The organism is Pontivivens nitratireducens (genome assembly GCF_014235845.1).
Taxonomy (GTDB): domain Bacteria; phylum Pseudomonadota; class Alphaproteobacteria; order Rhodobacterales; family Rhodobacteraceae; genus Pontivivens; species Pontivivens nitratireducens.
Genome location: NZ_JACJUQ010000001.1, coordinates 154,114 through 180,878 on the forward strand (window position 1 = coordinate 154,114; position 26,765 = coordinate 180,878).

General features: G+C 61.0%; 26 protein-coding genes. 12 read left to right on the plus strand and 14 right to left on the minus strand.

The genetic code is table 11. The features are described 5' to 3' along the window. The first annotated feature begins 2 nt into the window (after window positions 1-2). Complete coding sequence (locus H1S03_RS00835) at window positions 3-458, plus strand: flagellar basal body-associated FliL family protein (RefSeq protein WP_185802731.1); 456 nt, start codon at window positions 3-5, stop codon at window positions 456-458. Here H1S03_RS00835 and H1S03_RS00840 read toward each other — a convergent pair whose 3' ends face one another. The 8 genes from H1S03_RS00840 to H1S03_RS00875 form a co-directional block, all read right to left on the minus strand. After that, on the minus strand, window positions 459-812 hold the full coding sequence (locus H1S03_RS00840; RefSeq protein WP_185802732.1) for a hypothetical protein: 354 nt from the start codon (window positions 810-812) through the stop codon (window positions 459-461). Further along, complete coding sequence (locus H1S03_RS00845; protein ID WP_185802733.1) at window positions 809-1,879, minus strand: EscU/YscU/HrcU family type III secretion system export apparatus switch protein; 1,071 nt, start codon at window positions 1,877-1,879, stop codon at window positions 809-811. Before H1S03_RS00845 ends, H1S03_RS00840 begins: the two co-directional genes overlap by 4 nt. Continuing rightward, entirely contained in the window at window positions 1,876-2,628 is a 753-nt protein-coding gene (locus tag H1S03_RS00850) for a flagellar biosynthetic protein FliR (protein ID WP_249777760.1), read from the minus strand. The genes H1S03_RS00845 and H1S03_RS00850 overlap by 4 nt, the downstream gene beginning before the upstream one ends. A gap of 8 nt (window positions 2,629-2,636) precedes the next feature. After that, window positions 2,637-4,730 carry a flagellar biosynthesis protein FlhA gene (flhA, locus tag H1S03_RS00855; RefSeq protein ID WP_185802735.1) on the minus strand — a complete coding sequence of 698 codons (2,094 nt, stop codon included), beginning with the start codon at window positions 4,728-4,730 and terminating at the stop codon, window positions 2,637-2,639. A 1-nt stretch (window position 4,731) separates the two neighbouring features. After that, window positions 4,732-5,352: a transglycosylase SLT domain-containing protein gene (locus H1S03_RS00860; RefSeq protein WP_185802736.1), complete on the minus strand. Its 621-nt coding sequence runs from the start codon at window positions 5,350-5,352 to the stop codon at window positions 4,732-4,734. Between the two features lie 143 nt (window positions 5,353-5,495). Then, complete coding sequence (locus H1S03_RS00865) at window positions 5,496-6,560, minus strand: TRAP transporter substrate-binding protein (RefSeq protein WP_185802737.1); 1,065 nt, start codon at window positions 6,558-6,560, stop codon at window positions 5,496-5,498. Window positions 6,561-6,599: 39 nt separating this feature from the next. After that, a complete protein-coding gene (locus H1S03_RS00870) occupies window positions 6,600-7,910 on the minus strand; it encodes a TRAP transporter large permease (protein WP_185802738.1) in 1,311 nt (436 codons plus the stop codon). 1 nt (window position 7,911) lies between these two features. Then, complete coding sequence (locus H1S03_RS00875) at window positions 7,912-8,517, minus strand: TRAP transporter small permease (RefSeq protein ID WP_249777761.1); 606 nt, start codon at window positions 8,515-8,517, stop codon at window positions 7,912-7,914. A 331-nt stretch (window positions 8,518-8,848) separates the two neighbouring features. Here H1S03_RS00875 and glpD point away from each other — a divergent pair, with 331 nt between their 5' ends. After that, complete coding sequence (gene glpD / locus H1S03_RS00880; protein ID WP_185802739.1) at window positions 8,849-10,414, plus strand: glycerol-3-phosphate dehydrogenase; 1,566 nt, start codon at window positions 8,849-8,851, stop codon at window positions 10,412-10,414. Window positions 10,415-10,427: 13 nt separating this feature from the next. On the opposite strand, the gene H1S03_RS00885 is transcribed toward glpD, so the two are convergent. After that, window positions 10,428-11,387, minus strand: coding sequence for a FliM/FliN family flagellar motor switch protein (locus H1S03_RS00885; RefSeq protein WP_185802740.1), 960 nt, complete (start codon window positions 11,385-11,387; stop codon window positions 10,428-10,430). A 159-nt stretch (window positions 11,388-11,546) separates the two neighbouring features. On the opposite strand from H1S03_RS00885, the gene H1S03_RS00890 reads away from it, so the two are divergent. The 5 genes from H1S03_RS00890 to H1S03_RS00910 are packed head-to-tail and all read left to right on the plus strand — an operon-like array spanning window position 11,547 to window position 17,223. Next, the gene (locus H1S03_RS00890) at window positions 11,547-12,374 is read left to right on the plus strand and encodes a flagellar motor protein MotB (RefSeq protein ID WP_185802741.1); all 828 of its coding nucleotides are present in this window, start codon (window positions 11,547-11,549) and stop codon (window positions 12,372-12,374) included. Between the two features lie 57 nt (window positions 12,375-12,431). Further along, window positions 12,432-13,745 (plus strand): flagellar hook protein FlgE, encoded by a 1,314-nt coding sequence (locus H1S03_RS00895; RefSeq protein ID WP_347339191.1) that lies wholly within the window; start codon window positions 12,432-12,434, stop codon window positions 13,743-13,745. A 9-nt stretch (window positions 13,746-13,754) separates the two neighbouring features. Beyond that, a complete protein-coding gene (gene flgK / locus H1S03_RS00900; protein WP_185802742.1) occupies window positions 13,755-15,182 on the plus strand; it encodes a flagellar hook-associated protein FlgK in 1,428 nt (475 codons plus the stop codon). A 2-nt stretch (window positions 15,183-15,184) separates the two neighbouring features. After that, window positions 15,185-16,120, plus strand: coding sequence for a flagellin family protein (locus H1S03_RS00905; protein ID WP_185802743.1), 936 nt, complete (start codon window positions 15,185-15,187; stop codon window positions 16,118-16,120). Between the two features lie 35 nt (window positions 16,121-16,155). Beyond that, window positions 16,156-17,223, plus strand: coding sequence for a flagellar basal body P-ring protein FlgI (locus tag H1S03_RS00910; protein ID WP_221892568.1), 1,068 nt, complete (start codon window positions 16,156-16,158; stop codon window positions 17,221-17,223). Between the two features lie 216 nt (window positions 17,224-17,439). Here the strand turns inward: H1S03_RS00910 and H1S03_RS00915 are convergent, their stop codons facing one another. Continuing rightward, a complete protein-coding gene (locus H1S03_RS00915; protein WP_185802745.1) occupies window positions 17,440-17,895 on the minus strand; it encodes an Lrp/AsnC family transcriptional regulator in 456 nt (151 codons plus the stop codon). Window positions 17,896-18,014: 119 nt separating this feature from the next. Between H1S03_RS00915 and doeA the strand changes: the two genes are divergently transcribed. The 5 genes from doeA to H1S03_RS00940 all read left to right on the plus strand — a co-directional run bounded on the left by doeA (window position 18,015) and on the right by H1S03_RS00940 (window position 24,040). Next, window positions 18,015-19,190 (plus strand): ectoine hydrolase DoeA, encoded by a 1,176-nt coding sequence (gene doeA, locus H1S03_RS00920; RefSeq protein WP_185802746.1) that lies wholly within the window; start codon window positions 18,015-18,017, stop codon window positions 19,188-19,190. A gap of 2 nt (window positions 19,191-19,192) precedes the next feature. Continuing rightward, complete coding sequence (gene doeB, locus H1S03_RS00925; protein ID WP_185802747.1) at window positions 19,193-20,188, plus strand: N(2)-acetyl-L-2,4-diaminobutanoate deacetylase DoeB; 996 nt, start codon at window positions 19,193-19,195, stop codon at window positions 20,186-20,188. A gap of 26 nt (window positions 20,189-20,214) precedes the next feature. Beyond that, window positions 20,215-21,585 (plus strand): aspartate aminotransferase family protein, encoded by a 1,371-nt coding sequence (locus H1S03_RS00930; protein WP_185802748.1) that lies wholly within the window; start codon window positions 20,215-20,217, stop codon window positions 21,583-21,585. A gap of 94 nt (window positions 21,586-21,679) precedes the next feature. Continuing rightward, a complete protein-coding gene (locus H1S03_RS00935) occupies window positions 21,680-22,774 on the plus strand; it encodes a carboxynorspermidine decarboxylase (RefSeq protein WP_185802749.1) in 1,095 nt (364 codons plus the stop codon). Between the two features lie 27 nt (window positions 22,775-22,801). Then, a complete protein-coding gene (locus tag H1S03_RS00940) occupies window positions 22,802-24,040 on the plus strand; it encodes a saccharopine dehydrogenase NADP-binding domain-containing protein (protein WP_185802750.1) in 1,239 nt (412 codons plus the stop codon). Window positions 24,041-24,070: 30 nt separating this feature from the next. On the opposite strand, the gene H1S03_RS00945 is transcribed toward H1S03_RS00940, so the two are convergent. From H1S03_RS00945 to ccmI, 4 genes are all read right to left on the minus strand, one after another. Further along, window positions 24,071-24,733: a retropepsin-like aspartic protease family protein gene (locus tag H1S03_RS00945; protein ID WP_185802751.1), complete on the minus strand. Its 663-nt coding sequence runs from the start codon at window positions 24,731-24,733 to the stop codon at window positions 24,071-24,073. Between the two features lie 101 nt (window positions 24,734-24,834). After that, window positions 24,835-25,062, minus strand: a complete 228-nt coding sequence (locus tag H1S03_RS00950; protein ID WP_166190343.1) for a DUF1289 domain-containing protein — start codon at window positions 25,060-25,062, stop codon at window positions 24,835-24,837. Further along, window positions 25,055-25,537 carry a Holliday junction resolvase RuvX gene (gene ruvX / locus H1S03_RS00955; protein ID WP_185802752.1) on the minus strand — a complete coding sequence of 161 codons (483 nt, stop codon included), beginning with the start codon at window positions 25,535-25,537 and terminating at the stop codon, window positions 25,055-25,057. The genes H1S03_RS00950 and ruvX overlap by 8 nt, the downstream gene beginning before the upstream one ends. Then, window positions 25,534-26,685 carry a c-type cytochrome biogenesis protein CcmI gene (ccmI, locus tag H1S03_RS00960; protein WP_185802753.1) on the minus strand — a complete coding sequence of 384 codons (1,152 nt, stop codon included), beginning with the start codon at window positions 26,683-26,685 and terminating at the stop codon, window positions 25,534-25,536. The genes ruvX and ccmI overlap by 4 nt, the downstream gene beginning before the upstream one ends. Window positions 26,686-26,765: the final 80 nt, after the last annotated feature.

The window sequence follows — 26,765 nt, forward strand, 5'->3', positions numbered from 1 at the left end:
GTATGCGCTTGCTTTTTATCTTGCTTCTCGTCCTTGCTTCCGTCGTCGTTGGAGCAGGCGGTGCCTGGTTTCTCAGACCCGGTTCCGAGGTGATGGAGGTTGGAAATGCCGCAGAGGATCCACAAGATCTGGAGCATTACAGCTACGTCGAGCTTCAGAACCAGTTCGTGGTTCCCCTGACCGAAGGGGACACTGTCACCGGTCTTGTGGCCGTATCGCTCGCGATCGAGGGCAAGAAGGGTGAGGAGAAGACGATCCTGCATGCTGAACCCCGTTTGCGGGATGCGTTCCTGCGTGTGCTGTTCGAGCATGCACGGGCAGATGGATTTCAGGGCGATTTCACCAACGATACGAGCATGGCGGAGCTTCGATCACGGCTATCGGCTGCTGCTCTCGACAATCTGGGACAGATCGTCAGTGGTGTGCTGATCACCAGCGTTACGCGCCAGGACTTTTGATCACTCATCAATGAACCTGCGTGCCCGCTGCTGATCCATACGTTTGCGGGTTTTTCTATCGGCATCTGCGATCAACTGGTCCTTCCGCCTCAAACCCGCCAATTCAAGGCTGAGGTTGCGACGTTCTTCCTCCAGCGTCCGTAGGGTGGTCTTCATGTGCGTCAGACGTGCTGCGCGGGACCGGTCCGCTTCCGCTCTCATCATCACGTCTGACGGGGGTGCTTCTCGCTCCAGATCGTCGATGTCCCGTTGCAGGCCGCTTATTTTCTGACCCAGACCCGCCGCCCCGATCTCTCGGCTGGATATGATCGCGGCCAAACAGACGCGTACCCGGGCGGCGTCGTTCGGCTTCATCTGGCCTGGCCTCGCGCCCGGGCCCGCATCCGATCTGCAAACCGGATCGCTGCTGCGACGGCAACATATGTTTGTTGGGGTATCTCGGATCCCACTGGCAGCTCCGCGAAAAGGGTTCGCGCGGTGGGCACATCTCTGAAAACCGGAATGCCGTTTTCCGCGGCCAGTTCCCGTATCCGCGCGGCGATTTCGCCCTGACCCTTCGCCACGCAAACGGGTGCGCCGCCTTGGTCCCGCGCCCATTTCAAGGCCACAGCTATTTCCGTTGGATTGACCAGAATCACGTCGGCTTCGGGCACGTCAGCCAGCATGCGGTTGCTGGCAAGCTCTTGCGCGCGGCGTCTGCGTTGCGCTTTCTGGTGCGGGTCGCCCTCCGCATCCTTGGATTCGTCGCGAAGGTCCTGATGGCTCATCCGCAGCTTGCGAAGATGCTCGAAGCGCTGCCAGAGCATATCGACAACCGAAATCGCACCCGCGACCACGGTCGCCACACCCAACAGGGACAGGACCGTACGCCCCATATAAATCGCCAGCGACCCGCCGCTCGAACCGGAGAGGCCGATGAAGCGATCCTTTTCGAGACGAAACCAGATCGCCAGGGCGAGCGACAGGATGATCAGTTTGGCGAAGCTCTTTGCGAACTCGAACAAGCCTTTCGCCCCGAACTTACGACCGAACCCCTTCAGAACGCTGATCCGCTCAAGTTTGGGCATCAGGTTCGAGCCGGTGAAAAGAACACCGCGTTGCGCGATCAGAACCGCGAGGATCATCGTAATCGGCAGGACGATCAGCATACTCGCTGACACGAAAGCAGTCATGACCGCGCCCTTGGCCACGGCGATCCCCTGAGGGCCAGCCGCCTGAGCAAAGATTTGGGAGAGACTGCCGCCCAAGGTATCGATTTGCGCAGCGCCGATAATGAGCAGGCCGATCCACAGACCCAGATATGAAGTGGCCGAGAGCAGGTCGGGACTTCGCGCGATGTTGCCCTTGCGCCTTGCATCCTCCAGTTTCTTGGGTGTCGGGTCGTGGATTTTCTCACCGCTGTCGTTCGCCTCACCGCTCATGGCAGAACCGAAAATGGCGCAGACAACACGCGCGCGAGCAGGTCGTTCCAGTGATACAGGAGCGTTGGAGCAGCCATCAGCATCATCAGAATGGATGCGCCCGTGATTGCGGGCGCGCCAATGAATGCAACCATAAGCTGCGGCATCGCACGGTTTATCGCACCCAGCGCCACGTTATATGCAAGCGCAACCACGACGAAGGGTGCCGCGAGAGTGAAGCCCAGTGCTATGGCGTGCCCGGTTCGCGCGATGCTCCACTCCGCAAGCTCACCCGCAACCGGCAACCTACCCAGCGGTATGAGGTCATAGCTCAGCACCAGCGCCTCCGCGATCCGAATGTGCAGGCCGAGAACGAGCGCCAGAGTTACGCCGGCAAGCGAAAGCAACGCCCCGATCGCAGGCATCGGATCGGGCATCGCACCGGGGCCCAGAAGTTGCGCCAGGGAAGTGCTCTGCGCGGCGATCGATCCGGCGAACTGCAAGGCCATAACGAGGAACCGAACGGACAGGCCGAGCGCTACCCCCACCGCAATCTCGATGAGCAAACCGGGAAGCAGCGGCACGCCCTGCGTATCGGGCACCATCGGCCAGACGATCATGGTGAATGCAACGGCCCCCGCCAGTCGAACACGCATCGGCAACAGCGATGAACCGAACCCGGGCATCAGCCCCACTGCCGCCGCTATCCGGACGAAGACGAGGATCAGGGCCGTGAGCACCTCTTCGGACAGCATAGCGATATCGCCCATCGCATCCATCAGGCAGCTACGGTCCCTAGAAGAGCCGGTTTGTCGCCCGGTCCGATTTCGTCGTAAGACAGAACGGTGCTGCGAATTCCACGCGCCGCGAGAATGGCGCGGACGAACCGGCGTCTACGAGCAGCCGTGATGATGGCGGGGGTGCGTCCTGCCTCGGCCAAGCGGGCGATTTCGGCGGCGATCCGTTCCGTCAAACGGTTGATGTCCGTCGCTGGCAGCGCGATATCGTGCGCCCCACCGGTCGTGCCGATTTCATTCTGCGCGAAAAGCGTTTCCCATGCCGGGTCGAGCTGGATCAGCGGCAAGGCTCCATCCTGCTCCTTCAATTCGGCGGTGATCTGGAAGGAGAGGCGCTGGCGCACATGCTCGACCAGAATATCCGGAGCGGTGGTTTGCGGGCCGGCCTCGCTCAACGCTTCTAGGATCAGGGGAAGATTGCGGATGGACATCTGTTCATCGAGCAGCAGCCTGAGGACGGTTTGAAGAGTATCCAGACTGATGCGGTCGGGAACGTATTCATCCAGCATCTTGCGGTTTGCCGCCGCGCGGGCCGGATCGCTGGGGCTGACGAAGGCATCGAGAATCTTGCGCAATGCGCGACGGGTGAACAGCCGTCCGAAGTGACTTTTAATAACCTCAAGAAGATGCGTTGCGATCACCTCCGCCGGGGTGATGACCGTGTGCCCGGCCAGATCCGCGGCGTCGCGCTGGCCGGGGTCGATCCAGCGGGCAGGGGCGCCGTATACGGGTTCCGACACATCCTGACCCGCGGGAAGGCCCGCGCGCTCATCCGGCAGGAGCATGAGCAGGCTATGCGCCTGAAGTCTGCTGTCGGCGACGCTGACCCCTTGGATGCGAATGGAATAGCTGCCCATAGGGCTGCCGGGGTCGTCCGTCAGGCGAATTTCCGGCAGGATCAAACCGTAAAGTTCGGCAATGTGGTTGCGCATGTTGACGATCCGTGCGTCCAGACCGCTTGCCGCATTCATCGCCACAGGAATAAGGTCGGGGGCTACGGTCACATGGATTTCGTCCAGATCAAGCACGTCGCCCAGCGGGCGCTCCTTTGCGATCGGGGCGGGTACGGCGGCTTGCTTCGTGGCCTCCAGCGCCATTTTGCGCTGTTTGGCGATCCCCAGATAGGCGGCGGCTGCTAGACTGATCGCCCCGATCATGAAGGGGATGAAAGGTAGGCCCGGGATGACTGCGAACACAGCCATCAAGCCTGCCACGGTGCCCAGAGCCGCCGGATACCCCCCCAATTGCGACAGGATCGCCTGATCCGCGCTGTCACTTGCGCCGCCCTTTGCCAGCAGCAGCGCGGTTGCGATGGAAATGATCACGGCGGGGATCTGGCTGACCAGTCCGTCACCGACCGTCAGTATCGCGTAAGTCTCGAACGCCTGACTGGCGGGCATAGAATGCGCAAAGATCCCGATGGCGAGGCCTACGACGAGGTTCAGCAGTGTAATCAGCAAGCCCGCGATCGCGTCGCCCTTGACGAATTTCGACGCGCCGTCCAGCGAGCCAAAAAATGTTGTTTCCTCCTGCTCGACCTTGCGGCGGGTGCTTGCCTCCTCATGTGTCATTGCGCCTGCGGCCATGTCGCTGTCGATCGCGAGCTGTTTCCCCGGCATCGCGTCCAATGCGAAACGGGCCCCGACCTCCGCCATGCGCCCGGCGCCCTTGGTGATCACCATGAAGTTGACGATCAGCAATACGCAGAACACGACGAGGCCGAGATAGACGCTGCCGCCCATCACGAACATCGCGAAGCCCTCAATCACGCCCCCCGCGGCGTGGGTTCCGCTATGACCCTGACCGATGATCAGCTTGGTCGATGAGATGTTCAGCGACAGGCGCAGCATCAGGCTGGCCAGCAGGATCGTGGGAAAGGCGGAGAAATCCAGCGGCCGCTGGATGAACAACGTGTTCGCAAAGATCAGGATTGCCAGTCCGAACGATGCAGCCAGTCCCAGGTCGAGCACGATTGCCGGCACCGGCAGGATCATCATGATGATGACCGCCATCAGGGCCAGTGTCATCAGCACCGTCGGTTGGTACAGAACCCTCAGGTCGAATGTGCTGCCCATCCTAATAGCCGTGCAGAGGGCCGGCGGCCCGTGTCAGCAGGGGGCCCGTCGCGCGGGTCAGAAAGAACACCGATCCGGCATTGTGGGAGGGCTCAGCCTCAGCCAGAACCGTGGGAAGATCCGCCAGAATGGCATCGAACCGCGCAGCATAGCGGGTGGCGAATTCGGGCGTGCCCGAATGATAGCGACCAGCGGCGAGGCTCCAGGTGCCGAGCGTCTCAAAATGCCCCTTCAGATATGTCGCGGCATAGTCGGCATTGGCGGCGGGGTCGAACATGGCCGTCACGCTGTCGAAGGCCTGACCGTGCCAGCGCCAGTTCAGTTGAAAGCAGCCGACATCGAAACTGGGTCTGTTTTGCGCAAGAGCCTGCTGCGCAAAGGCCTCCGCCTCCGCCCGGTTGTCGAACCAGTGGCCGGCCCCCTCCAGATTGATGGTCCATGGCCAGGGTTGCAGGGCACCGTCGCGGCGTCTGCCGGTTTCGGTCAAGGTGATGGCGCGCATGACCTCGACCGGGATCTGATGGTCCCGCGCCGCACGGGCGGCGGCCTGCTCACAAATTGCCGGACTGGCCTGTGCCGGTCCCGACAGGAAAATCAACATCATCAGATGTCGGAACTTCATCAGCGGATTCTCCTGCTTCTGCATATTCGCGAAGACAGGATTAGCGACAGATGGTTACCGGAAGGTTTCGATTCGTGAATGGCGCAGCGCCACGCATTCAACAGGCCACGTGGCGGCGATCCCGGCCGCCACGTGACACGGCATCAGTTCAGATCAGCGGAAAGATCCTCGTCGATGCTGGTTTCCGCGTCCGAGACCGCTTCACGCAATGCGCCCAGGATTGCCGGACCACGCTCTACATTTTCCTCGAACCAGACATATACCGGCTCTGCCGCTTGCGCGAATGCGGCCTTTTGCTCAGGCGTGGGGACGTAGAGGTCGCCGCCCCCCTCGACGAAGGCCTCGTAGGCTTCGATGGATTTGCGTTTTGGCGAGGCGAACGTCGCCTGCTGCAAGGCGTAGAATCCGTCCACGACGACGCGGCGCAGATCCTCGGGCATCGACATGAACGTCTCGTTCGACATCCACCACAACGCGCCCATATAGGCGTGACCGTCCAATGTCATGTACTGCAGCCCGGCATCCGGAAACTTCATCCCCATGATATCGGTGATGCCGTTCTTTGACCCCTCGACCACGCCTGTCTGGAACGAGGTGAACAGTTCCGCCCACGGGATCGGGGTGGGGGACGCGCCCAGCGCGCGCACCAGTTCCTGCGGCAGATCGGCCACGACGGTGCGAATCTTCAGCCCCTCCATGTCTTCGGGCGTTTCGATGCGGTGCTGGGTGTTTGCGAAGTTGCGCCAACCGCCCGTGTTTCCGATTGTCATCAGCCGGATCGTGTCGCCGCTGTCCTCCAACGCCATCTGGCGCATCGTCCGCACGAAGTCCCCTTGCATCACCGTTTCCGCAACGCGGTCGTCGCGCATCAGGTAGGGCAGGTCCAGAACCTGAACGTAGGGGAAGATTCCCGCCGCACCGCCCGAGGTGGACATGTAGATGTCGATGGCCCCCTCGGCCACACCTTGCAGGCATTCCGCGCCGTTGGAACACAGCTGAGTCCCCATGAAAATTTCCACTTCGATCGCACCGTTCGAAGCGGACTCGACGTAGTTTTCAAACACGACCAGTCCGTCGTAATCCTCGTCGTTTTCGTTGGAATTTGCAGTCGCGCGGATGGTGTAATCCTGTGCGTGCGCGCCCGTCGCGGCGCTGACGCCGATCGCGGCGGCCAGCAGCAGCGATTTGAAGCCTAGGTTCTGGTTCATGCTTGGTCCTCCTGTTGAGTGATCTTCGTTCGTCAGGGTTCAGCCCGCATAGCCGAGCAGCCGGGGCACGGTAAGAGATAGGGCGGGCACATAGGTAATCAGAAAAATCACGACGATTTCCACCGCGAGAAACGGAAGTATGGCTTTCGAGATCGTCTCCACCCGCTCTCCCGATACGGACGATGCCACGAACAATACCAGACCCATCGGCGGGGTCGCCAGACCCACAGTCAGGTTGACGCTCATGATCATGGCGAAATGAACGGGGTCGATACCCATGTTCACGAAGATAGGTCCGAGTATCGGCCCCAGGATGATGATCGCCGGTCCAGCATCCAGAAACATGCCCACCACAAACAGGAGCAGGTTTATCAGAAACAGCAGCATCAGCGGGTTCGAGCTGAGCGACAGGACGAAATCCGCCATGCTTTCCGGCGCTCGGCTCAGGCTGACCACCGTCTTGAACGCCATGGCGGCCCCGACCAGCAGCAAGACCACAGCGGAGGCGAGCGCCGCACGTTTCAGCACCTCGGGCACATCGCGCCAGGTCATCGTGCGCAGAACGAACAGGCTGATGAACAGCGCATAGGCCGCCGCGAGGGCCGAGGCCTCCGTCGGCGTGGTGATGCCCCACAAAATGCAGCCGAGGATGATGACCGGTGTGAGCAGTGGGAAACACGCCTTCAGGCTGGCCTGTCCCCGGTCGGCCCAGCTTGCGCGTTCTGAGGCGACCGGAAAGTCGTATCTGTCGGCCATGACCTTCGTGATGACCATCAGGCCCACCCCGACCATGATGCCGGGGATCAGGCCCGCCGCGAACAGATCCTTGACGCTGACCTCCATCACATAGGCGTAAATGATCATGATGCCGGAGGGCGGAATGATCGGCCCGATGACGGAGGACGCCGCAGTGATCGCTGCCGCAAAACGCCGGGGATAACCTTGTTTCTCCATCGCGGGTATCAGCATCGAACCCAATGCCGAGGTATCCGCCACAGCGGAGCCGGACATCCCTGCGAACAGCATCGAGCTGAAGACATTCACATGCGCCAGACCGCCCCGAAAATGACCCATCAAGGCTTGCGCGAATTCAACGAGGCGCAGGGTAATTCCGCCCCGGTTCATCATCTCCCCCGCGAGCATGAAGAAGGGGATTGCCATCAGCGGCGTCGAATCCATCCCATTGTAGACATTGCGATACAGCAGCGCGATGTCGCGCATATAGGTGGTATCGCCCCGTATCAGCGCATCCCACCAGATCAACAAACCCGGAGCCGCCAGCAAGCCAAAGAAAACCGGCAGCCCGATCAGCAGCAGCGTTAGAAACACCGGCAGGAACCAGATCAGCATGTCATTCGGCCCCGGCGGAGATCATCGCGGGATCACGAGGGAAGGTCGCATGCGGATCGAACAGCTGGATAAGGGTCTTGAGCGTAAGTTCCACATTCACAAGGATCAGAAGCCACAACCCCACCAGAAGCGATGCCATCATGTGCGAGCGGGGCATCTTGTCCCACCCGAACTGCCAGCCATCCTCGATGCTGGGAAAAAAGAATGTCTTGAGCGTGGCTGTCCTGAACGTGCCTGCGAACCCCGTCACCTCGTTCCAGCCGATATGCGCCCCCACGACCAGCACGGTTTGTGCCAGCATCAGCAGGAACAGCGACAGCACCAGCGCCGGCAACCGGGGCAGTGAGCGCACCGCCGTCTCGATCGAGACGAAGCCGCCCCAGCGATATCCCGACGCCGCAATCAGGCCCGTCATCCACAGCATCATGAAGCGTGCGAATTCCTCGGTCCAGTTCGGGGCAGCGTTAAAGGCGTATCGCATGACGACCTGATACAGGATCGTGACCGTCATGAGCCCTATCAAAACCCATGCGATGGACCGGCCCAATGCGAGCAGGATGGAATTCACGGAGACCAGGACACCGAAAAGCATCTTGAGAACGCTCAACCTGGACCCTCCCTGTCTCTGCGGATCATCTTCGATGTGATCGGTGGCGCGTTGCCGAGACCACAGAATGGATACGCGCCGCCCAATTGCGCGAGGATCTCGCGATGGCATTGTTACAATGTCATAATGCGCCTTGGCGCTCGATGGTTTCACTATAGAGTCAAAACGAAGCACAGAATTGTGTCAAGTTGACCATTTCCCCGTGACGTTCGGCACAGGGCGCTACATACCTGATTGCGCGTGTACGACAGGGTCGGGCTTTCACGCTTGTCCCCTTGCCGTGCGTGACCGTACGAACGAAGCGAGGACGCAACGCGGATTGGAGCGGAGCATGGACGATATCTTCGACCTTTGGGTGATCGGGGGCGGTATCAACGGCGTGGGTATCGCGCGCGATGCCGTGGGGCGTGATTTGAAGGTGGGGCTGTGCGAGCAGGGCGATCTGGCCGGTGCCACCTCGTCCGCATCGACCAAGCTGTTCCATGGCGGTTTGCGTTATCTCGAATATCTGGAGGTCAATCTGGTTCGCAAGGCGCTGATCGAGCGTGAAACGCTGTTACGCGCCATGCCCCATATCTCCTGGCCGATGCGATTCGTCCTGCCGTTTCATCCAGATATGCGGTTCGAGGGGGAAACACCGGTCAGTCGCATCGTCGGTCGGCTGATGCCATGGACGAAGGGGAGCAGACCCGCCTGGCTGGTGCGGCTGGGTCTGTTTTTCTACGATCATCTGGGCGGTCGCAAGATCCTGCCACCGACCCGAACGCTCGATCTGCGAACCGATCCGGCGGGTATACCGCTCGAAAACAGGTTTGAGCGCGGCTATGAATATTCCGATTGCTGGGTCGAGGATAGCCGACTGGTCGCCCTGAACGCGCGCGATGCCGCCGAGCGTGGGGCGCAGATCCTCGTCAGAACCAAATGTGTCGGCGCAAGACGGCATGACGATCATTGGGTGATCGATCTGGAGGACGTGAACACGGGGGAACTGTTCCAGCGCCAGGCGCGCATTCTGGTGAATGCAGGCGGCCCGTGGGTCGAGGATATCGTGCGCAACACCGTGCGGGTCCACACCGACGAAGGTGTCCGACTGGTGCGCGGCAGCCATATCGTCGTCAGGAAACTGTTCGATCACGACCGCGCTTACTTCCTTCAGGGTGAGGATGGCCGGATCATGTTCGCGATCCCCTATCAGGAGGATTTCACCCTGATCGGCACGACGGATGAGGATCATCAGGGCGGCCCCGGAACGGCCGAATGCACCCCTGCCGAAGCGGATTACATGCGCGATTTCGTCAACAAGTATTTCGAAGCCGACATTCAGGCGGAGGATATCGTCTGGACCTACTCCGGGGTGCGCCCGCTCTACGATGACGGGGCAAAATCAGCGACGGCCGCCACGCGCGATTACGTCCTGTCCGTCGATACGGCAGACGACAAGGCACCGCTTCTCAGCGTGTTCGGCGGCAAGATCACAACATATCGGAAGCTGGCTGAAACGGCTCTGACGAAACTGGCCCCGCATCTCAGGGTGGTGAAGCCGGACTGGACCGCAGGTGTGCCCTTGCCCGGAGGGGATTTTCCCGTGGACGGTGTTCCCGAGCAGATCGCCACCCTGACCGCCGCGGCACCGTTCCTGGATCAGAAGACGATACGCCGGCTCATCAGGGCCTATGGCACTGACGCGGTCGTGATGCTGGATGGTGCGGACAATGTCGAGGCATTGGGCCGCGATTTCGGCGCGGGTCTGACGGAGCGCGAAGTGCTTTGGCTGATGGAGAAGGAATGGGCGCAGACGGCAGAGGATGTCGTCTGGCGTCGCTCCAAGCTCGGACTGCGCATGACACCGGATCAGATTTCGGCGCTCGACACATGGATGCAGTCTGCGCGCGTTTGAGCGCGGGCGTATTTCAAACCGCCGCGATGATCTGGTCCAGATGTTCGATGATTTCGGCATAGGGGTCGTCCGTCAATCTGACACCCTTCACATCATCCCGCGCACCCAGCTTGGCCGGGGCGAAGCTGACGCTGTGATCGGTTGATCCTATCACCAGCTCCATCTGGTCCACTGCCGTTCGGGGAACGGGGATCATGTCCCCTACCTTCCAGCGTTCGATCTCGCCCATCGTCATGCGAGTCCTGTGCATCACTGCTGTCATGACCACGGGGCAGTTCAGCGCGGCCTGATGCATGTGGTGTTGCCAGATGCCGCCAGCGCTCTCCGGAACCTGTGCTTCGGTCTTTTTCGGGATCGATTGCAGGCTGTCGAGAACGGAGAGCGGTATGATAAGCTCGAAATCCGCGTTCCTGGCGGCCTCCCCGATATCCAGGTTTATGCCGATCGTCATCACATCCGCTCCGGGCGGCGCGATACTGACCTGAGTGACGTTCTGCTCCAGAAACGCGAGGGAGAATGTGCGCGCGACGGGCGTGCCCATGGTTTCCTCCATCGCGCGTGTGAAGCAGGTGATGGCGCCCGCCAGAAAATCCTCACACAACTCCATGTCTATGGCCGTCAGGGTTCGTGTGGTTGGCACCGGCGACACCGCCGGGTCCCCTCCCATGCGAAGATCGACGAGGTGAAACACCAGTTCCGAACTCATGTTGATCATCGCGGCTGTGTCCAGCCCCGCGATCCTCGCCACGCCAAGCATGGACGGAATGGGAATACGTTCCACCGTGTCGGTCAACTTGGAAACATCCGTTACGGTGATGATGGCCCCGGTCGTGGTCTTGAACAGATCACGGGCCGTCCGCTCAATCGCGGCGGCAAATCGCGCGGCGATGGCGGAGAATTCCGGCATCGGCACGCGGCCCTCCGGTCTTTGCGCGACCTTTCGCGCAATTATGGTGCCCGCATTCTCGCCCAATCGCTCAACTCCGATTCCAACGTCGTGCGATCTCAATACCGGGTTCTGTATTAACGACAGGTTACGACCCGCATTAAGCTAAAATGGACGCTATATCGCGCGGAGCCGTTAAGGCCTGAGCGGCGTTTCTCCTCCATGCAGGGCGTGAGGAGCGAACCAATGACCAGCCAGAGCGGAACCGACAGACCCATCATCATCAAACGAAAGAAGGTCGTCGCCGGCGGTGGGCATCACGGCGGTGCATGGAAGGTTGCGTATGCCGACTTCGTGACCGCGATGATGGCGTTCTTCCTGCTTATGTGGCTGCTGAACGCGACAACGGAGGATCAGCGCATCGCGCTCGCCACCTATTTCACGCCGACAATCTCGATCTCCAACAATTCGGGGGGCGGGGACGGCGCCCTGGGCGGGGACACGATCTTTGCCGAGGATACGCTCACGCAGATGGGCACTGGCGCGACCGAGGTTCGCCCGGCCGAGGCTCAGGCCGCACGCGGTGACACTGGCTCCGCGCCGGAGGTCAACGACGCCGCCGCGCGGCAGGACGTGGACATCGCCGCCGCAATAGAATCGGCTCTTCTGGCGAGCGGCGGCGAAACCAATCTGGCTGACGAGTTGCTACAGCACATCCGTACCGAGGTCAGCGACGAGGGGGTTCTCATCGAAATTTCCGGTCTGCCGGATGCAGCCCTGTTCGAACGTGGAGGCGATCAACCCACGGACCGGCTGGCAATCCTGCTCGACATGATCGGATCGGTGCTGCCGCTGGTGCAGAATGACATCGCGGTCATAGCATATCGGCAGGATGGAATCACGCCGGTCTCAGGCTCGGACAGGGCCGAGGCGGTGGCAGGGCTGTTGACGCGGCACGGTCTGTCGCCTGAGCGAATCGAGCGCGTTACCGGTCATGCGACACGCGAAACCGGGAACTTCGTAACCGGAACACGGCCCGATGATCGTGTAAAACTGACGATCCTGCGGAATTAGGAGATTCTTAAAGGAGTTGCGTGAATAGTCCATTCAGACAGGTCGAAAGGACACATCGTGAGCATCTCCTCCTCCATGAATGCAGGCGTTACCGGTTTGAATGTGAATGCCAGCAGGCTGGCAACGATTTCGGACAATATCGCGAACTCGTCTACCTTCGGGTACAAGACAGCGGAAAGCGACTTCTCCTCCATCGCTCTGGATTCCGGCGGCGGAACCTACACAGCCGGGGGCGTGACCGTCTCCACATTCCGCAACGTCGAGGGGCAGGGAACACTGGTCACGACGGGAAACGCGACGGACATATCGATCGCGGGGCGTGGAATGCTGCCCGTGACATCGGTCGTCGATGTGGGTTCGGGCGACGATCAACCGCTGATGCTGGTCAGCACAGGATCGTTCGAGCCTGACAAGAATGGTATCCTGCGTACGCAAAGCGGGCTCGCTCTGCTCGGATGGCCCGCCAATGTCGATGGGACCGTCTCACCGCGTGCGCGTGACAGTGCGAGCGGACTGGAACCCGTGCGTGTCACCTCCAACCAACTCGCGGCTGAGGCGACGGAGAACATCAGCTTCGGCGCCAACCTGCCTGCCTCCGCGACAGCTGCGGGTGAGCCTGCGTCGCCGCTGCCCATCAGCATCGAATATTTTGGCAATCTGGGAACGTCGGAGACCCTGACCGCGACCTTCACGCCGCAGATACCAGCAACCGGTCAATCCAATTCGTGGCAATTGCAACTTACGGATTCCGCGAGCGCTGCGAATCCCGTCGCCACGTTCGAAATCGCCTTCGATGCCTCGCGCACGGGCGGTGGCGCGATCAGCAGCGTTTCCCTTGCCTCAACCGGTGCCGTCAATGGTGAGAGTTACGATGCCGATACCGGTGAACTGACGATCAATCTCGACGGCGGACCGATGTCGATCCTGATCGGCAGACCCGGTCATGATGGGCAGCTGTCACAGTTGTCATCGGAATTCGCGCCCCACGCGATTACGAAGGATGGCGCCCCTGTGGGGAACCTGTCCACAATCGAGATTGACGAGGGCGGTATCCTGCGCGCTGTCTATGACACAGGTTTTTCACGCAGCCTCTACCAAGTGCCGCTTGCGGATGTGCCCAACCTGAACGGCTTGCGCGCGCTCGACAATCAGGCCTTTGCGCTGACGGATAAGAGCGGATCAATGTATCTGTGGGACGCGGGGTCCGGGCCGACCGGCTCCACAATCGGCTTTGCCCGTGAAAGCTCGACAACCGACATCGCGGGGGAGTTGACCGCCTTGATCGAAACTCAGCGTGCCTATTCCTCGAACGCGAAAATCATCCAGACCGTGGACGAAATGCTTCAGGAAACCACCAATATCAAACGATAGGAGCGCATCATGAGCATCTCCGGTGCCTTTGCGAACGCACGAAGCGGTCTGACCCTGAACGCACGAGCGGCGGAGCTGGTCAGCTCGAATATCGCGAATGCCCTGACGCCAAATCACGCGCGTCAGGAAATCGTCGCCAAGACGATGCGCACCGGGGGCGTCGATTCCGGACAGGTCGTCCGGGCAAGCGATGCGGTGGGGATGGCTGCGAAGCTGTCTGCTTCCGCGGCAGCAGCGTCGGCGCGTACGACATCGCAGGGCAGGGTGCAGATCGCGAACCTGCTGGGCAGCGCCGACGGCTCTTCCGGACTGGCACCGTCACTGAACGCGTTCGGGGTTGCGCTGTCGCAGGCTTCTGTCTCGCCCGAGAACCACGCGGGGCTGGAGGCTGTGCTGTCCGCAGCGCACGATGTCGCTGAGGATTTGAATACGGCAGCGACCGGGTTGAGGGATTTGCGCAATGATGCCGATGCGTCGATTGCACAGCGCACCAGTCAAATCAACGAAGGTCTGCTGTCCATCAACGATCTGAACGCGCAGATCGTGACTGCAATGTCCAGACGACAAGACACGGCTGCACTGCAGCAGGAGCGTGAGGGCCATATCCTCGAACTGTCGCAGCATATTCCCGTTTCGGTGGTCAACCGCCAAGATGGTCGGATCGCCCTCTTCTCCGAGCGTGGTGCGACACTGCTGGACGGCGCTCCTGCGACTTTTGGATTCGAGGCGTCGGGTGTCGTTGGCGATGACGCGACGATAGCGGATGGGACTGTCGGCGGGATAACCATGAACGGATTGCCGATGGATGGCGGTTCGGCCGGGCTGCTTTCGGGCGGAGGTCTCAGCGCCGATTTCGATATGCGCGATGTGATTGTACCGCAGGCGCAAATGTCGTTGGACGACATCGCGGGCGCTCTCCTCGCCAGATTGGATGCCGCAGATACATCGCTTGGCCCCGGAGAGGGGGGCGTACTGACCGACAGAATCTCCTCGTACGATCCATCCCGAACCACCGGTCTTGCGTCACGTGTCAGGGTCAATCCCGGTTTCGAGGACCCATCGGGGTTACGGGGAAAACTGCAATCCGGTCTCGGTTCTCTACCGGGCCCTGATACCGGGGTGTTGGGCGCACTTACCGCAGCCCTCACGCGTCAGGATGCCGATCTCAGCGCATCCGGAGATCTTTCGAGGCGTGATATTGCAGGCCATGCGAGCGCTATATCCAGTGGTTTGCACGTCGCAGCGTATAGGGCAGAGGAATCCAGCACACAAGCGGCGGCAAAATCCTTGTCCGCAGAGACCAACCACGCACAGAGCGTGGGTGTGGACAGTGATTTGCAGCTACAAAAACTCTTGCAGATCGAGAATGCCTATGCCGCGAACGCCCGCGTTATCGCGACCGCCGACGCCATGATGCAACGCTTGCTGGAGCTTTGAACATGATTTCATCGTATACTTCCGATATCGCGGCACTGCTCACGCGTGGCGCTCAACTCAATCAGGCGAAAGCGGATGCGAGTAACGCGGAAAGCGAATTGTTGTCAGGTAGGCGTGAAAATGTCGCGGTCTCAGGGTTTGCCACAACTCAAAGAGTCCAAAGGATAAATCTTGATCTGACGCGGCTGCAATCCGACCAGCAATCAATGACGCTTCTTCGGTCCAAGCTGCAAACGACCGAAGTTGCATTAGAGAACCTGGAATCGCAGACCTCTGCCCTGACCGCCGAGATACTGGGCGATGCCACGGATTTCGGTTCATCCCCTGTTCAGATAGCGAAGGCACGGAATGCTCTGGATGATTTGCTTGGCCAAATGGGAAAGCAGGAGGGTATTTCGGGGACGCGGCACGTCGATACGGACGCTCTGCTCGATGGTGTTCGATCCGCGATCAGTACCTCCGCCGATCCCGTCGCTGCAATGCAGGACTATTTTGCGCGCGGTGGCGCCTTCGATACCCAGTTTCCCGCCAACCCAATGCCGGAGGGGCCAAGGCTTTCCGACGGCAGCGTCTCCGTATCACCTACCGACTTCGACACCGACGGAGTTCGTGCTGCTATCGAGGGGTTGGTTTCAGTTGTGGTCAGCGATGCGGTTCAGACCGAGCAATTTGAAACCCACGCCCTGGAAAGAATGCTCGAAGGGCGAGACGGATTGATATCGGTCAGAACTGTGACAGGCAGCAAGATATCGCAAGTCGAGAATCGAGAAACCGACTTGGCCAGCCGTGCCACGGCCCTCAATTTAGAACGCAACGCCCTAGACGGAGTGGATCCATACGAAGCCGCCAGTCGGTTGCAGGCATATCAGGACACTCTGGATATGACGCTGGTGCTGACGAAACGCATGTCCGATCTTTCTCTGGCGAGGTATCTGTAGTGCGCGTATTCCGCCTTCTTCCACTACTCCTTCTCATGTTTTGTCCCGCCGTGGCTGAAACTGTACGGATCAAAGATCTCGTCGAATTCGAGGGCGTTCGTGGGAATGACCTAGTCGGCTATGGGCTTGTCGTCGGGCTGGACGGATCTGGAGATACGCTTCGCAATTCGCCCTTTACAGAAGAAGCCATGGCGAACCTTCTCGAACGATTGGGTATCAATGTCAGTGGGGAGCAATTTCGCCCGCGCAACGTGGCGGCAGTCCTCGTGACCGGCGCCTTGCCGCCATTCGCACGGGCGGGGGGGCAGATGGACGTGACTGTTTCCACGATCGGCGATGCGCGCAGTTTGCTGGGTGGAACATTGATCATGACACCTTTGAACGCTGCAGATGGTGAGATCTATGCCGTGGCCCAAGGACCCGTAATATCGGGCGGTGCTACGGCGGAAGGTGAGGCCGGGTCGGTGACGTTCGGTGTTCCGACATCGGGTGTTATCCCGGCAGGGGCCCGCGTCGAGCGTGAAGTTCCCTTTGTGTTCAACGATCTGACGAGCCTCAACCTTGCACTTCGAACACCGGATTTTACCACAGCGGCGCGGATCGAGACGACTGTTAACGCCCGATATGGTGGGGCGATCGCCAGAATGATCGACTCAGGTACAGTGCGCCTCGACCTGCTGGCCGCGCCGGATCTTTCACCATCGCAAATCGTCAGCAGTTTGGAGAATATTGAGGTTACACCGGATCAACGGGCGCGCGTCGTTGTGGATCAGCGCTCGGGGACGATTGTTCTGGGCGCGGATGTGCGCATCTCGGCGGTGGCGGTCAGTCAGGGAAATCTGACTTTGCGTGTCGAGGAAGCGCCGCTGGTCGTGCAGCCCAATCCATTCAGTTCGCAAGGCGATACAGTGGTCGTTCCTCGCACCTCCGTCGATTTGCAGGAGGAGCCGGGAACTCAACTCGCCCTCGTGAACGAGGCGACGACCTTGCCGGAAGTCATTGCCGGGCTTAACGCACTGGGCGTGTCACCACGTGATATGATCGATATACTCAAGGCTATAAAGGCTGCGGGGGCATTGCACGCGGAATTTATCGTACAGTAAATGTGAAACTAAAGGGGCTGTGGTCGTTGGTCCAATGAGCATTTAACGGCAAAGATTTACGGGCTATTGTAGCCGACGATGGATGCCTGAGGGCAGTCCTCGAGCGGTGAAACTAGATGCCATTATCGCGGTATTTGCGTTTGAAAATAGGCCCATCTACCCTCTCTAATCCATCATTAACAGCTCGCGGCTTCGCGTGTTGATCGGGGCGATAGCTCAGACGGGCAGGACTTGCGACGCCTTGATCCTGTCCATTACGACAGTTGTCTTGAAGCTCTGTATATCCGGGCTGTTGTAGAAGAACGCACGGGTGAAAGACTCGTAATCCGGGATGTCCTTAGCACTGACGATCAGCACGAAATCAGTGTCGCCGGTGACGTAATATGCGCTCATGATTTCGGGGCAGTCGCGAACATCGCGCTTGAACCGGTCAATGATATCGGCCCGATCGCGCGATAGTGTCACCTCCACCAACATCGTCAGTGGTCGCTCAACTGCGGTGGGGGAAACGATGGAAACATCAGCCTCGATCACTTTGTCCCGCCGCAGACGGTGCAATCTACGCTGTACCGAAGTCGGTGACAGACGCACGAGGTCGGACAACTCCGCGCTGGTAAGCAAGGCGTTACGCTGCACGTGATGCAGGATTTTTCGGTCTATCGCGTCAAGCATGTACATTTCCTGCGGTTCTAGCCTCAGTGGTGCAGATAATAAGCATGCAAAGAAAAAATTTGCAGAAAAAAAACGCCGAAAATGGCTAGCCTAGGGCGTTCTCTGATGGAGCTTACCCAATGGCTGACCTGCCCTTTACCCATGCGGAATACACGACCCGGCTGGCCAAGACGCGTGCCGCGATGGCGACCCGCGGTCTGGATGCTGTTTTCATCACGGATCCGTCGAATATGGGATGGCTGACGGGCTATGACGGATGGTCCTTCTACGTCCATCAGGGGGTATTGCTGACACATGAGGGGGAACCCGTGTGGTGGGGCAGGGACATGGATGTGAACGGGGCGATCCGCACGACATATCTGAACAGCGACAATATCGTCGGCTACGAGGATTCCTATGTTCAAAACCCGGTCAAACATCCGATGGAGGACCTGTCGGCCCTGATCCGCGCGCGCGGGCTGGAGCGTGCGACAATCGGGCTGGAGATGGACAATTACTATTTTACCGCTTCGGCCTTCGTCACTCTGCAAAGGGAATTGCCAAACGTTCGATTTGACGATGCGACGGGGCTGGTCAACTGGCAGCGGGCGGTGAAATCCCCGACGGAAATCGACTATATCCGCCGCGCCGCCCGAATTGTGGAGCGGATGCACGGGATCATACGTGAGCGGGTGGCACCCGGCATTTGCAAGCACGACCTGATCGCGGACATCTATCATGCCTCGATCTGCGGGGCCGACGGGCACTGGGGTGACTATCCCGCGATGGTTCCGATGGCCCCATCGGGTGTGGATGCGACTGCGCCGCATCTGACTTGGGATGACCGTCCGATGCGCGTGGATGAGAATACCTTCTTCGAAATCGCGGGCGCCTATCGCCGCTATCACTGCCCGCAATCGCGCACGGTGTATCTGGGCAAGCCACCGCAGAAATTCTATGACGCGGAAAAGGCTGTGGTGGAGGCGATCGAGGCCGGGTTGGAGCAGGCCCGCCCCGGCAATCACGCCGAGGATATCGCGATTGCGTTCAACACACGTTTGAACCAGTTGGGCTTCGTCAAGGACAGTCGCTGCGGCTATGCGATCGGCATGTCCTATCCCCCGGATTGGGGCGAGCGGACGATCTCCTTCCGGCGTGGGGACAAGACCGTGCTGGAGCCCGGCATGACGTTCCATTTCATGCCCGCCCTCTGGTTGGACGAGGGCGGTCTGGAAATCACCGAACCGATCCTGATCACCGAAACCGGGGTGGAGTGCTTCTGCCAGACGCCGCGTGAACTGTTCGTGAAGGAGTGAGAATGCGCGACAATCCCATATCCCCCACAGTGGATTTCACCAAAGATGGTGCGCAGCACGGTCATCTGCGTCTGCCGTATAGCCGGAATGACAGCGCCTGGGGCTCGATCCCGATTCCGCTCAGCGTCATCCGCAATGGCAACGGGCCGGTGGCCTTGTTTACGGGCGCGATCCACGGGGACGAATATGAGGGTCCTCTCGCCCTGACCCATCTGGCGCAGAGCCTGCGACCGGAACAGATCGCCGGAACGGTCATCATCATTCCGTTTCTCAACTATCCGGCCTTTCTGGCGGGCACGCGCGTGTCGCCCTTGGACCAGGTGAACATGAACCGTGCCTTTCCGGGCGCGCCCGACGGCTCACCCACGCAAAAGATCGCGGATTACGTCCAGCGCAGCCTGCTGCCCATGGCCGATCTGGTGCTGGATTTCCATTCCGGCGGCAAGACGCTGGATTTCCTGCCTTTCGCCGCCTCGCATGTGTTGGATACGGCCGAGCATCAGGCCCGGTGCCGCGCGGCCCGCGATGCGTTCAACGCGCCGTTCAGCATGGAAATGCGAGAGATCGACGCGCTTGGCATGTATGATGAGGCGGCGGAGGCGCTGGGCAAGACCTTCGTCACGACGGAACTGGGCGGGCAGGGGTCGGCCACGCCCGGAACCGTTGCCATCGCACGAAAGGGCGCGCGCAACCTGCTGATCCATTCCGGCATCATGGATGGACAAATGGAAATGGCGCCCAGCCGCACCCTGACCCAGCCGGATGATGCCTGCTTTCACTTCTCGCCCGAATCCGGCCTGATCGAATTTACCCGGACGCTCGGCGATGTCGTGCGGCAGGGCGACACGCTGGCCCAGATCTGGCCGACAGGTCATACGGGCCGCGCGCCGCTGGCGATCGCGGCACAAAGGGACGGTGTGCTGACTGCCCGCCACCACCCCGGACTGGTTCAGGCAGGCGATTGCATCGCCGTGCTGGCCGTCGAAACCCTCACCTGACTTTCAAACGTATCAAAGGACGTATCATGCTTCGCAACGATCAGCTCGACCAATGGGACCGTGAGAATTTTCTTCACCCTTCCACACATCTCGGCCAACACGCTCGCGGTGAAAGTGCGACGCGGATCATCAGCAAGGCCTCGGGCGTGTATATTGAGGACCGTGACGGCACGCGCCTGCTCGACGCCTTTGCGGGACTGTACTGCGTGAATGCGGGCTATGGCCGGACGGAGGTGGCGGATGCCATCGCGGATCAGGCCCGTGAACTGGCCTACTACCATTCCTATGTCGGCCACGGGACGGAGGCGTCGATCACCCTGGCCAAGATGATCATGGACCGCGCGCCCGCGCATATGTCCAAAGTCTATTTCGGGCTGTCCGGCTCGGACGCGAACGAGACCAACATCAAGTTGATCTGGTATTACAACAACATCCTGGGACGGCCCGAGAAAAAGAAGATCATCTCACGCTGGCGGGGCTATCACGGCTCCGGCCTGATGACGGGATCGCTGACCGGGCTGGAACTGTTTCACAAGAAATTCGATCTGCCGCTGAGCCAGGTGATCCATACCGAGGCGCCGTATTACTACCGGCGTCAGGACGACAGCATGAGCGAGGAGCAATTCTCGGCCCATTGCGCGGCGGAGCTGGAGGCGCTGATCGAACGTGAGGGGGCCGACACGATCGCAGCCTTCATCGGTGAGCCTGTTCTGGGCACCGGCGGCATCGTCCCGCCGCCCGCCGGTTACTGGCAGGCGATTCAGGCGGTTCTGGAGAAGCACGATATCCTGCTGATCGCGGATGAGGTCATCACCGGGTTCGGCCGTCTGGGCACCATGTTCGGGTCGGAACATTACGGGTTGAAGCCTGATTTCATCACGATCGCCAAGGGGCTGACCTCCGCCTACGCGCCGTTGTCCGGCTCCATCGTGTCTGACAAGGTCTGGAAAGTTTTGGAGCGGGGCACGGATGAGAATGGCCCCATCGGGCACGGCTGGACCTATTCCGCCCATCCGATCTGCGCCGCGGCGGGTGTTGCCAACCTCAAGCTGATCGACGATCTGGGGCTGGTCGCGAATGCCGGCTCGGTCGGGGGCTATCTCAACGCGGCGATGAAGGACGCGCTTGGCGATCATCCCAATGTCGGTGACGTGCGGGGGGAGGGGCTGCTCTGCGCGGTCGAACTGGTTGAGGACAAGGCGACGCGCAAGGCGCTTGACCCCACGCGCAAGGTCACGGCCTCCATCGTCAGCGCGATGGTGGAGCAGGGCGTGATTGCCCGCGTCATGCCGCAGGGGGAGATCATCGGCTTCGCGCCGCCCTTCTGCCTATCGCAGGGCGAGGCGGACAAAATCGTCGATGCGACCAAGCAGGCGATCAAGGCCACTCTGGGCTGAGAGGGAAGGGGCGCGCAGCATCGCGCCCCCGCCCTTGTTTCGCAGCGCGCCGGGTTCTATACCGCCCGTTCCTCTCGCAGGAACGGAGTGCACGATGCAAACGCCCTACTACCTGATCGACAAATCGCGGCTTGCACACAACATGGAGCTGATCGCACGGCTGCGCGAAGCCTCGGGCGCGAAGGCGCTGCTGGCGCTGAAATGCTTCGCCACATGGTCCGTCTTTGACTTCATGTCCGACTACATGGACGGCACCACGTCCTCCTCTCTGTTCGAGGTGAAGCTGGGGCGTGAGAAGTTTCCCGGTGAAACCCACGCCTATTCCGTCGCCTGGGCGGAGCATGAAATCGCGGAGGTTCTGGCGAACTCCGACAAGGTGATTTTCAACACCACCGGGCAGTTGAGCCGGTTCGAGGAGCGATCACGCGACCACGTTCGCGGGCTGCGGGTCAATCCCGGCGTCTCGACCTCCAGCTTCGATCTGGCCGACCCGGCCCGGCCGTTCAGCCGGTTGGGGGAGCATGACCCCGCCGTGATCGAGCCGTTTGCCGACCAGATCAGCGGCTTCATGTTCCACAACAATTGCGAGAACGCGGATTTCGATCGCTTCGACGCCATGTTGAACGATATCGAGGCGCGCTTCGGCCACCTGATCCGGCGCATGGACTGGATCAGCCTTGGCGGTGGCATCCATTTCACCGGCGCGGATTACCCGCTGGACCGACTGGCGGAGCGTCTGAAACGCTTCGCCGGGCAGAACGAGGTGCAGGTCTATCTGGAGCCGGGCGAGGCTGCGATCACCAACTCGACCACTCTGGAACTGACCGTGCTCGACACGCTGCACAACGGCAAGAACCTGGCCATCGTGGACAGCTCGATCGAGGCGCACATGCTCGACCTGCTGATCTACCGCGAAAGCGCGAAGGTCGCGCCGAACACCGGCCCCGAGGAATGGATGGTCTGCGGCAAATCCTGTCTCGCCGGCGATATCTTCGGTGAGTTCCGCTTTCCCGCGCCGCTGAAGCCGGGCGACAGGCTCAGCATTCAGGACGCCGCCGGTTACACGATGGTCAAGAAGAACTGGTTCAACGGGGTGCAGATGCCGTCCATCGCGATCCGCGAACTGGACGGGTCCGAGCGGTTGGTCCGCGACTTCACGTTTGAAGATTTCACGTCTGCCCTATCGTAAAGGCCGACGCAGAATGGAGATGATGCAGTGAAAAAGAACGTTTTGATTATCGGGGCCGGCGGCGTCGCCCAGGTGGTTGCGCACAAATGCGCGCAGAACAACGACGTGCTGGGTGATATTCATATCGCCAGTCGCACATTCTCCAAATGTGAGGCGATCATCGAGAGCGTTCATGCGAAGGACGCGATGAAGGTAACCGGCACGCTGGCCGCGCACCAGGTCGATGCGATGGACACCCCCGCCGTGGCCGCCCTGATCCGCGAGACGAATGTTCAGATCGTCATCAATGTCGGCTCCGCCTTCGTGAACATGACCGTTCTGGACGCCTGCATCGAAACCGGCGTCGCCTATATCGATACCGCGATTCACGAGGAACAGGACAAGATCTGCGAAACCCCGCCGTGGTACGCGAACTACGAGTGGAAAAAGCGTGATCTGTGCGCGGAAAAAGGCGTGACGGCGATCCTCGGTGCAGGCTTCGATCCGGGCGTGGTGAACGCTTTCGCCCGCTTTGCCATCGACGAGTTCATGGACGAGGTCACGAGCATCGACATCGTGGACATCAACGCAGGCTCGCATGGCAAGTACTTCGCCACCAATTTCGACCCCGAGATCAATTTCCGCGAATTCACCGGCACGGTCTATTCATGGCAGAACGGGGCGTGGCAGGAAAACGCGATGTTCGAGGTGGGCCGCGACTGGGATCTGCCCGTCGTTGGCACGCAGCGGGCCTATATGTCCGGGCATGATGAGGTGCATTCGCTGTCGGCAAACTATCCGCAGGCCGACGTTCGGTTCTGGATGGGCTTCGGTGAGCATTACATCAATGTCTTTACTGTGCTGCAAAATCTCGGCCTGCTGTCCGAGCAGCCGGTAAAGCTGGCTGATGGGGGGGAGGTCGTGCCGCTGAAGGTGGTCAAGGCCTGCCTGCCCGATCCCTCCTCCCTCGCGCCGGATTATACCGGCAAGACCTGCATCGGAGATCTGGTGAAGGGCACCCGCAACGGTGAGGAGGTCGAGGTCTTCGTCTACAATGTCGCCGATCACGAGGTCGCCTATGCGGAGGTCGGATCGCAGGGCATTTCCTACACCGCCGGCGTGCCGCCGGTCGCGGCCGCGATGTTGGTGGCCAGCGGGGAATGGGACGCGAAGACCATGCGCAATGTGGAGGAGCTGGACCCCAAACCGTTCTTCACCATTCTGGACCGGATCGGCCTGCCAACCCGCGTCAGGGATGCGGACGGCGACCGCGCCTGGAACGCCTGAGCCACCGGATGGCCCCTGCCGCTGCGGGGGTCAGTTCCGCAGGATGATCCGGTCGCTGCGGATGGAGGCTTCGGTCAGCCGTTCGATGAAGGACATGCCGAGCAGGCTGGAATGAAGCTGATCCGGGCGGGCCACGGCCCCCTCGACCTCACGCACGACCACGCCACCGATCCTGATCTCCTCAAACGTGACGGGTGCCACGAAGGAGCGCCCGTTCGCGGTGGTCACGGCCATCGTGTAATCCAGCTCGTAATCCCGCATTCCGATCCGCCGCGCATCGTCATGGCGCAGCAGGACGAGGGATGCCCCGGTGTCGATCAGCAATCCGACCGGCACGTCGTTTACATCCGCGACGGCGCGAAAATGCCCGTCCCACGCCCGCATCAGCATGACCTCCGGGTTCAGACGCGCAGGATCGGCTGGTTCGGCGACGGGCTGTTCCAGCATGGATAGCGCCAGTAGGTGCCCCTGATCCTTGAAGCTGTACGCCCCGACGATCACAATGGCGCTGATCGCCCAAACGACAGGCAGGATCTGAAACTTGCCGCTGCGCATGTAACTGCGTGTGATCGCCATGCACGCGACCGAGGTGCAGACGCTCAGCGCGAGTACGAATTGCGCCACGGGCGAAAATTCGTCGAGCGTACCGGTCAATACCAGCGCACTGAAAAGCAGGGCAAAGATCAGGGTCATTGGCCAGAACATAGGTACGCCACACTCAGGATTGCGAATCGCAGGGCCTATTGTCGGGTGCTCGCCCGCGAATTCAAAGTTTTATTGTCGAAAAATGCGGATCAGCGGGTTCTGCCGGCGCGCCCACCCCTTCGCTTCGGCTTTGCCGCTTCCGCCCGGTCAGGCAATTGCGCCATGATTTCGGTGCGTTCGGATGGTTTCATGCGCGACCAACCGCCGATCTCATCAATGGTTCTGTGGCATCCTGTGCATTGGCGCGTGGCCGGGTCGATGATGCACAGCTTGATGCAGGGGCTTTCGATTTCGTCCCGTTTCCAGATTTCATCCATGCGATCGCTCCAGATGACGCAGGCGATCGAGGAAGCCTTGCAGGATGTAGGATGCTGCGATGTTGTCGATCCGCTCCGCCCGTTTGGCGCGGGAGGTGTCCGCCTCGATCAGCGCGCGTTCGGCGGCCACCGTGGACAGGCGTTCGTCCCAGAACGCGATCGGCAGCGGCGTCAGTGCTGCGAGGTTGCGGGCGAAGGCACGGGTCGATTGCGCCCGTGGCCCCTCGGAGCCATCCATGTTGCGCGGCAGGCCCAGAACGATGCCCACGGATTCACGTGCCGCGATGAACTCGATCAAGGTCTGCGCGTCCTTGCCGAATTTCGTGCGCCGTATCGTCATCTGCGGCGAGGCCACCGTACGCAACTGATCCGACAATGCGACGCCGATCGTCTTCGTTCCCAGGTCCAGCCCCAGCAACGCACCGAAGCGGGGCAGCATGGGGGCGAGCGCCTCGGCAGGTTCGACGACGCTCATTCCCGCTCTCCCAGAATGGTCAGGGCGGCGGGGTCCTGCGCGAAGAGGGCCCGGGCTTTCGCATGGGCGGCGTCGGCATCGGCATCCTGTCCCAGCACGTCATAGGAGCGGATCAACCGCGCCCATTCCGCCGGGCTGCCACCCTCCGTATTCAGCCGTTGGGCCAGACCGCCGACCATGCCTTGGACCATTTCACGCTGGGCCTCGGCATCCAGTTGCGCCGCCGCATCGATGTCCTGCGCATCAGGCCCGGTGAGCATGGTCAGGTCATTGCGCGCGGCGTCCCGCAGGTACGCAGGCGTGGCGTCACCCCCGGCGAGTTCCATCAGGATCGACCGCGCCGCATCAACATCGCCGGTCTGCGCCCGCGCGCGGCTCAGATAATAGCGCGCCCATGGATCATCCGGTGCGAGGCTCAGGGCGCGCTCCAGCACGGCCTCTGCCTCGGGTGAGACATAGCCCCCCGCCGCGACGATCATGAATTCCGCAAGGGCGGCCAGATCGTCGGCGGATGCGGTTTCACCTGCCAGTGCGACGACCTCCGCCTGAATTGTCTTTCCTTCCAGATATTTGCCCAGTTGCATATAGCTTCGGGCGAGCAGGCGGCGCCCCTCCAGATCGGTCGGGCGCGCGGCGACCACCGCAGCCAGCTGCGCGATCAGTTCGGCGTCCCGCTCCGACAGTTCCGGTGCAGGGGATTGCGCGGCGTGCAAGGCCTCGACAAAGGACTGAGGCGGGCGTTGCGTCACCTCACGCATGGCCTCGGCTGCGGCGATACGCTGGGCGAGCGGCGCGTCAGGCTGCCCCGGAGAGCCGAGCAGGACATAAGCGCCCGTTCCCAGCAGCAGAACGGTCAGGATCGTCGCGCCGATCGCCCATCGGTTGAGGGTGACCGGAACCATCGCCCCCCGTCGTTCGGTCTGCGCACCTGCGACGATCAGGCGCCGGGACAGCTCGATCCGGGTCGCCTCCGCCTCCTCCTGCGCGACGGCCCCGCGCGCGACCTCCGCGTCGAGCGTGGCCAACTGATCGCGATACACGGACAGGTCCGCCTCACGTCCCGTGGTCGCACCGTCCCGCCGCAGCAGCGGCAGCACCAGCACACCCGTCACGACCAGCGCGGTCGCGCCGCAGATCAGCCAGAACATCATTCCAGAACCTCGAATTGCATTGGCACACAGGTAAAGTGCGCCGCCCCGCATCGCAATGCGCGAATGCGACACGGTGC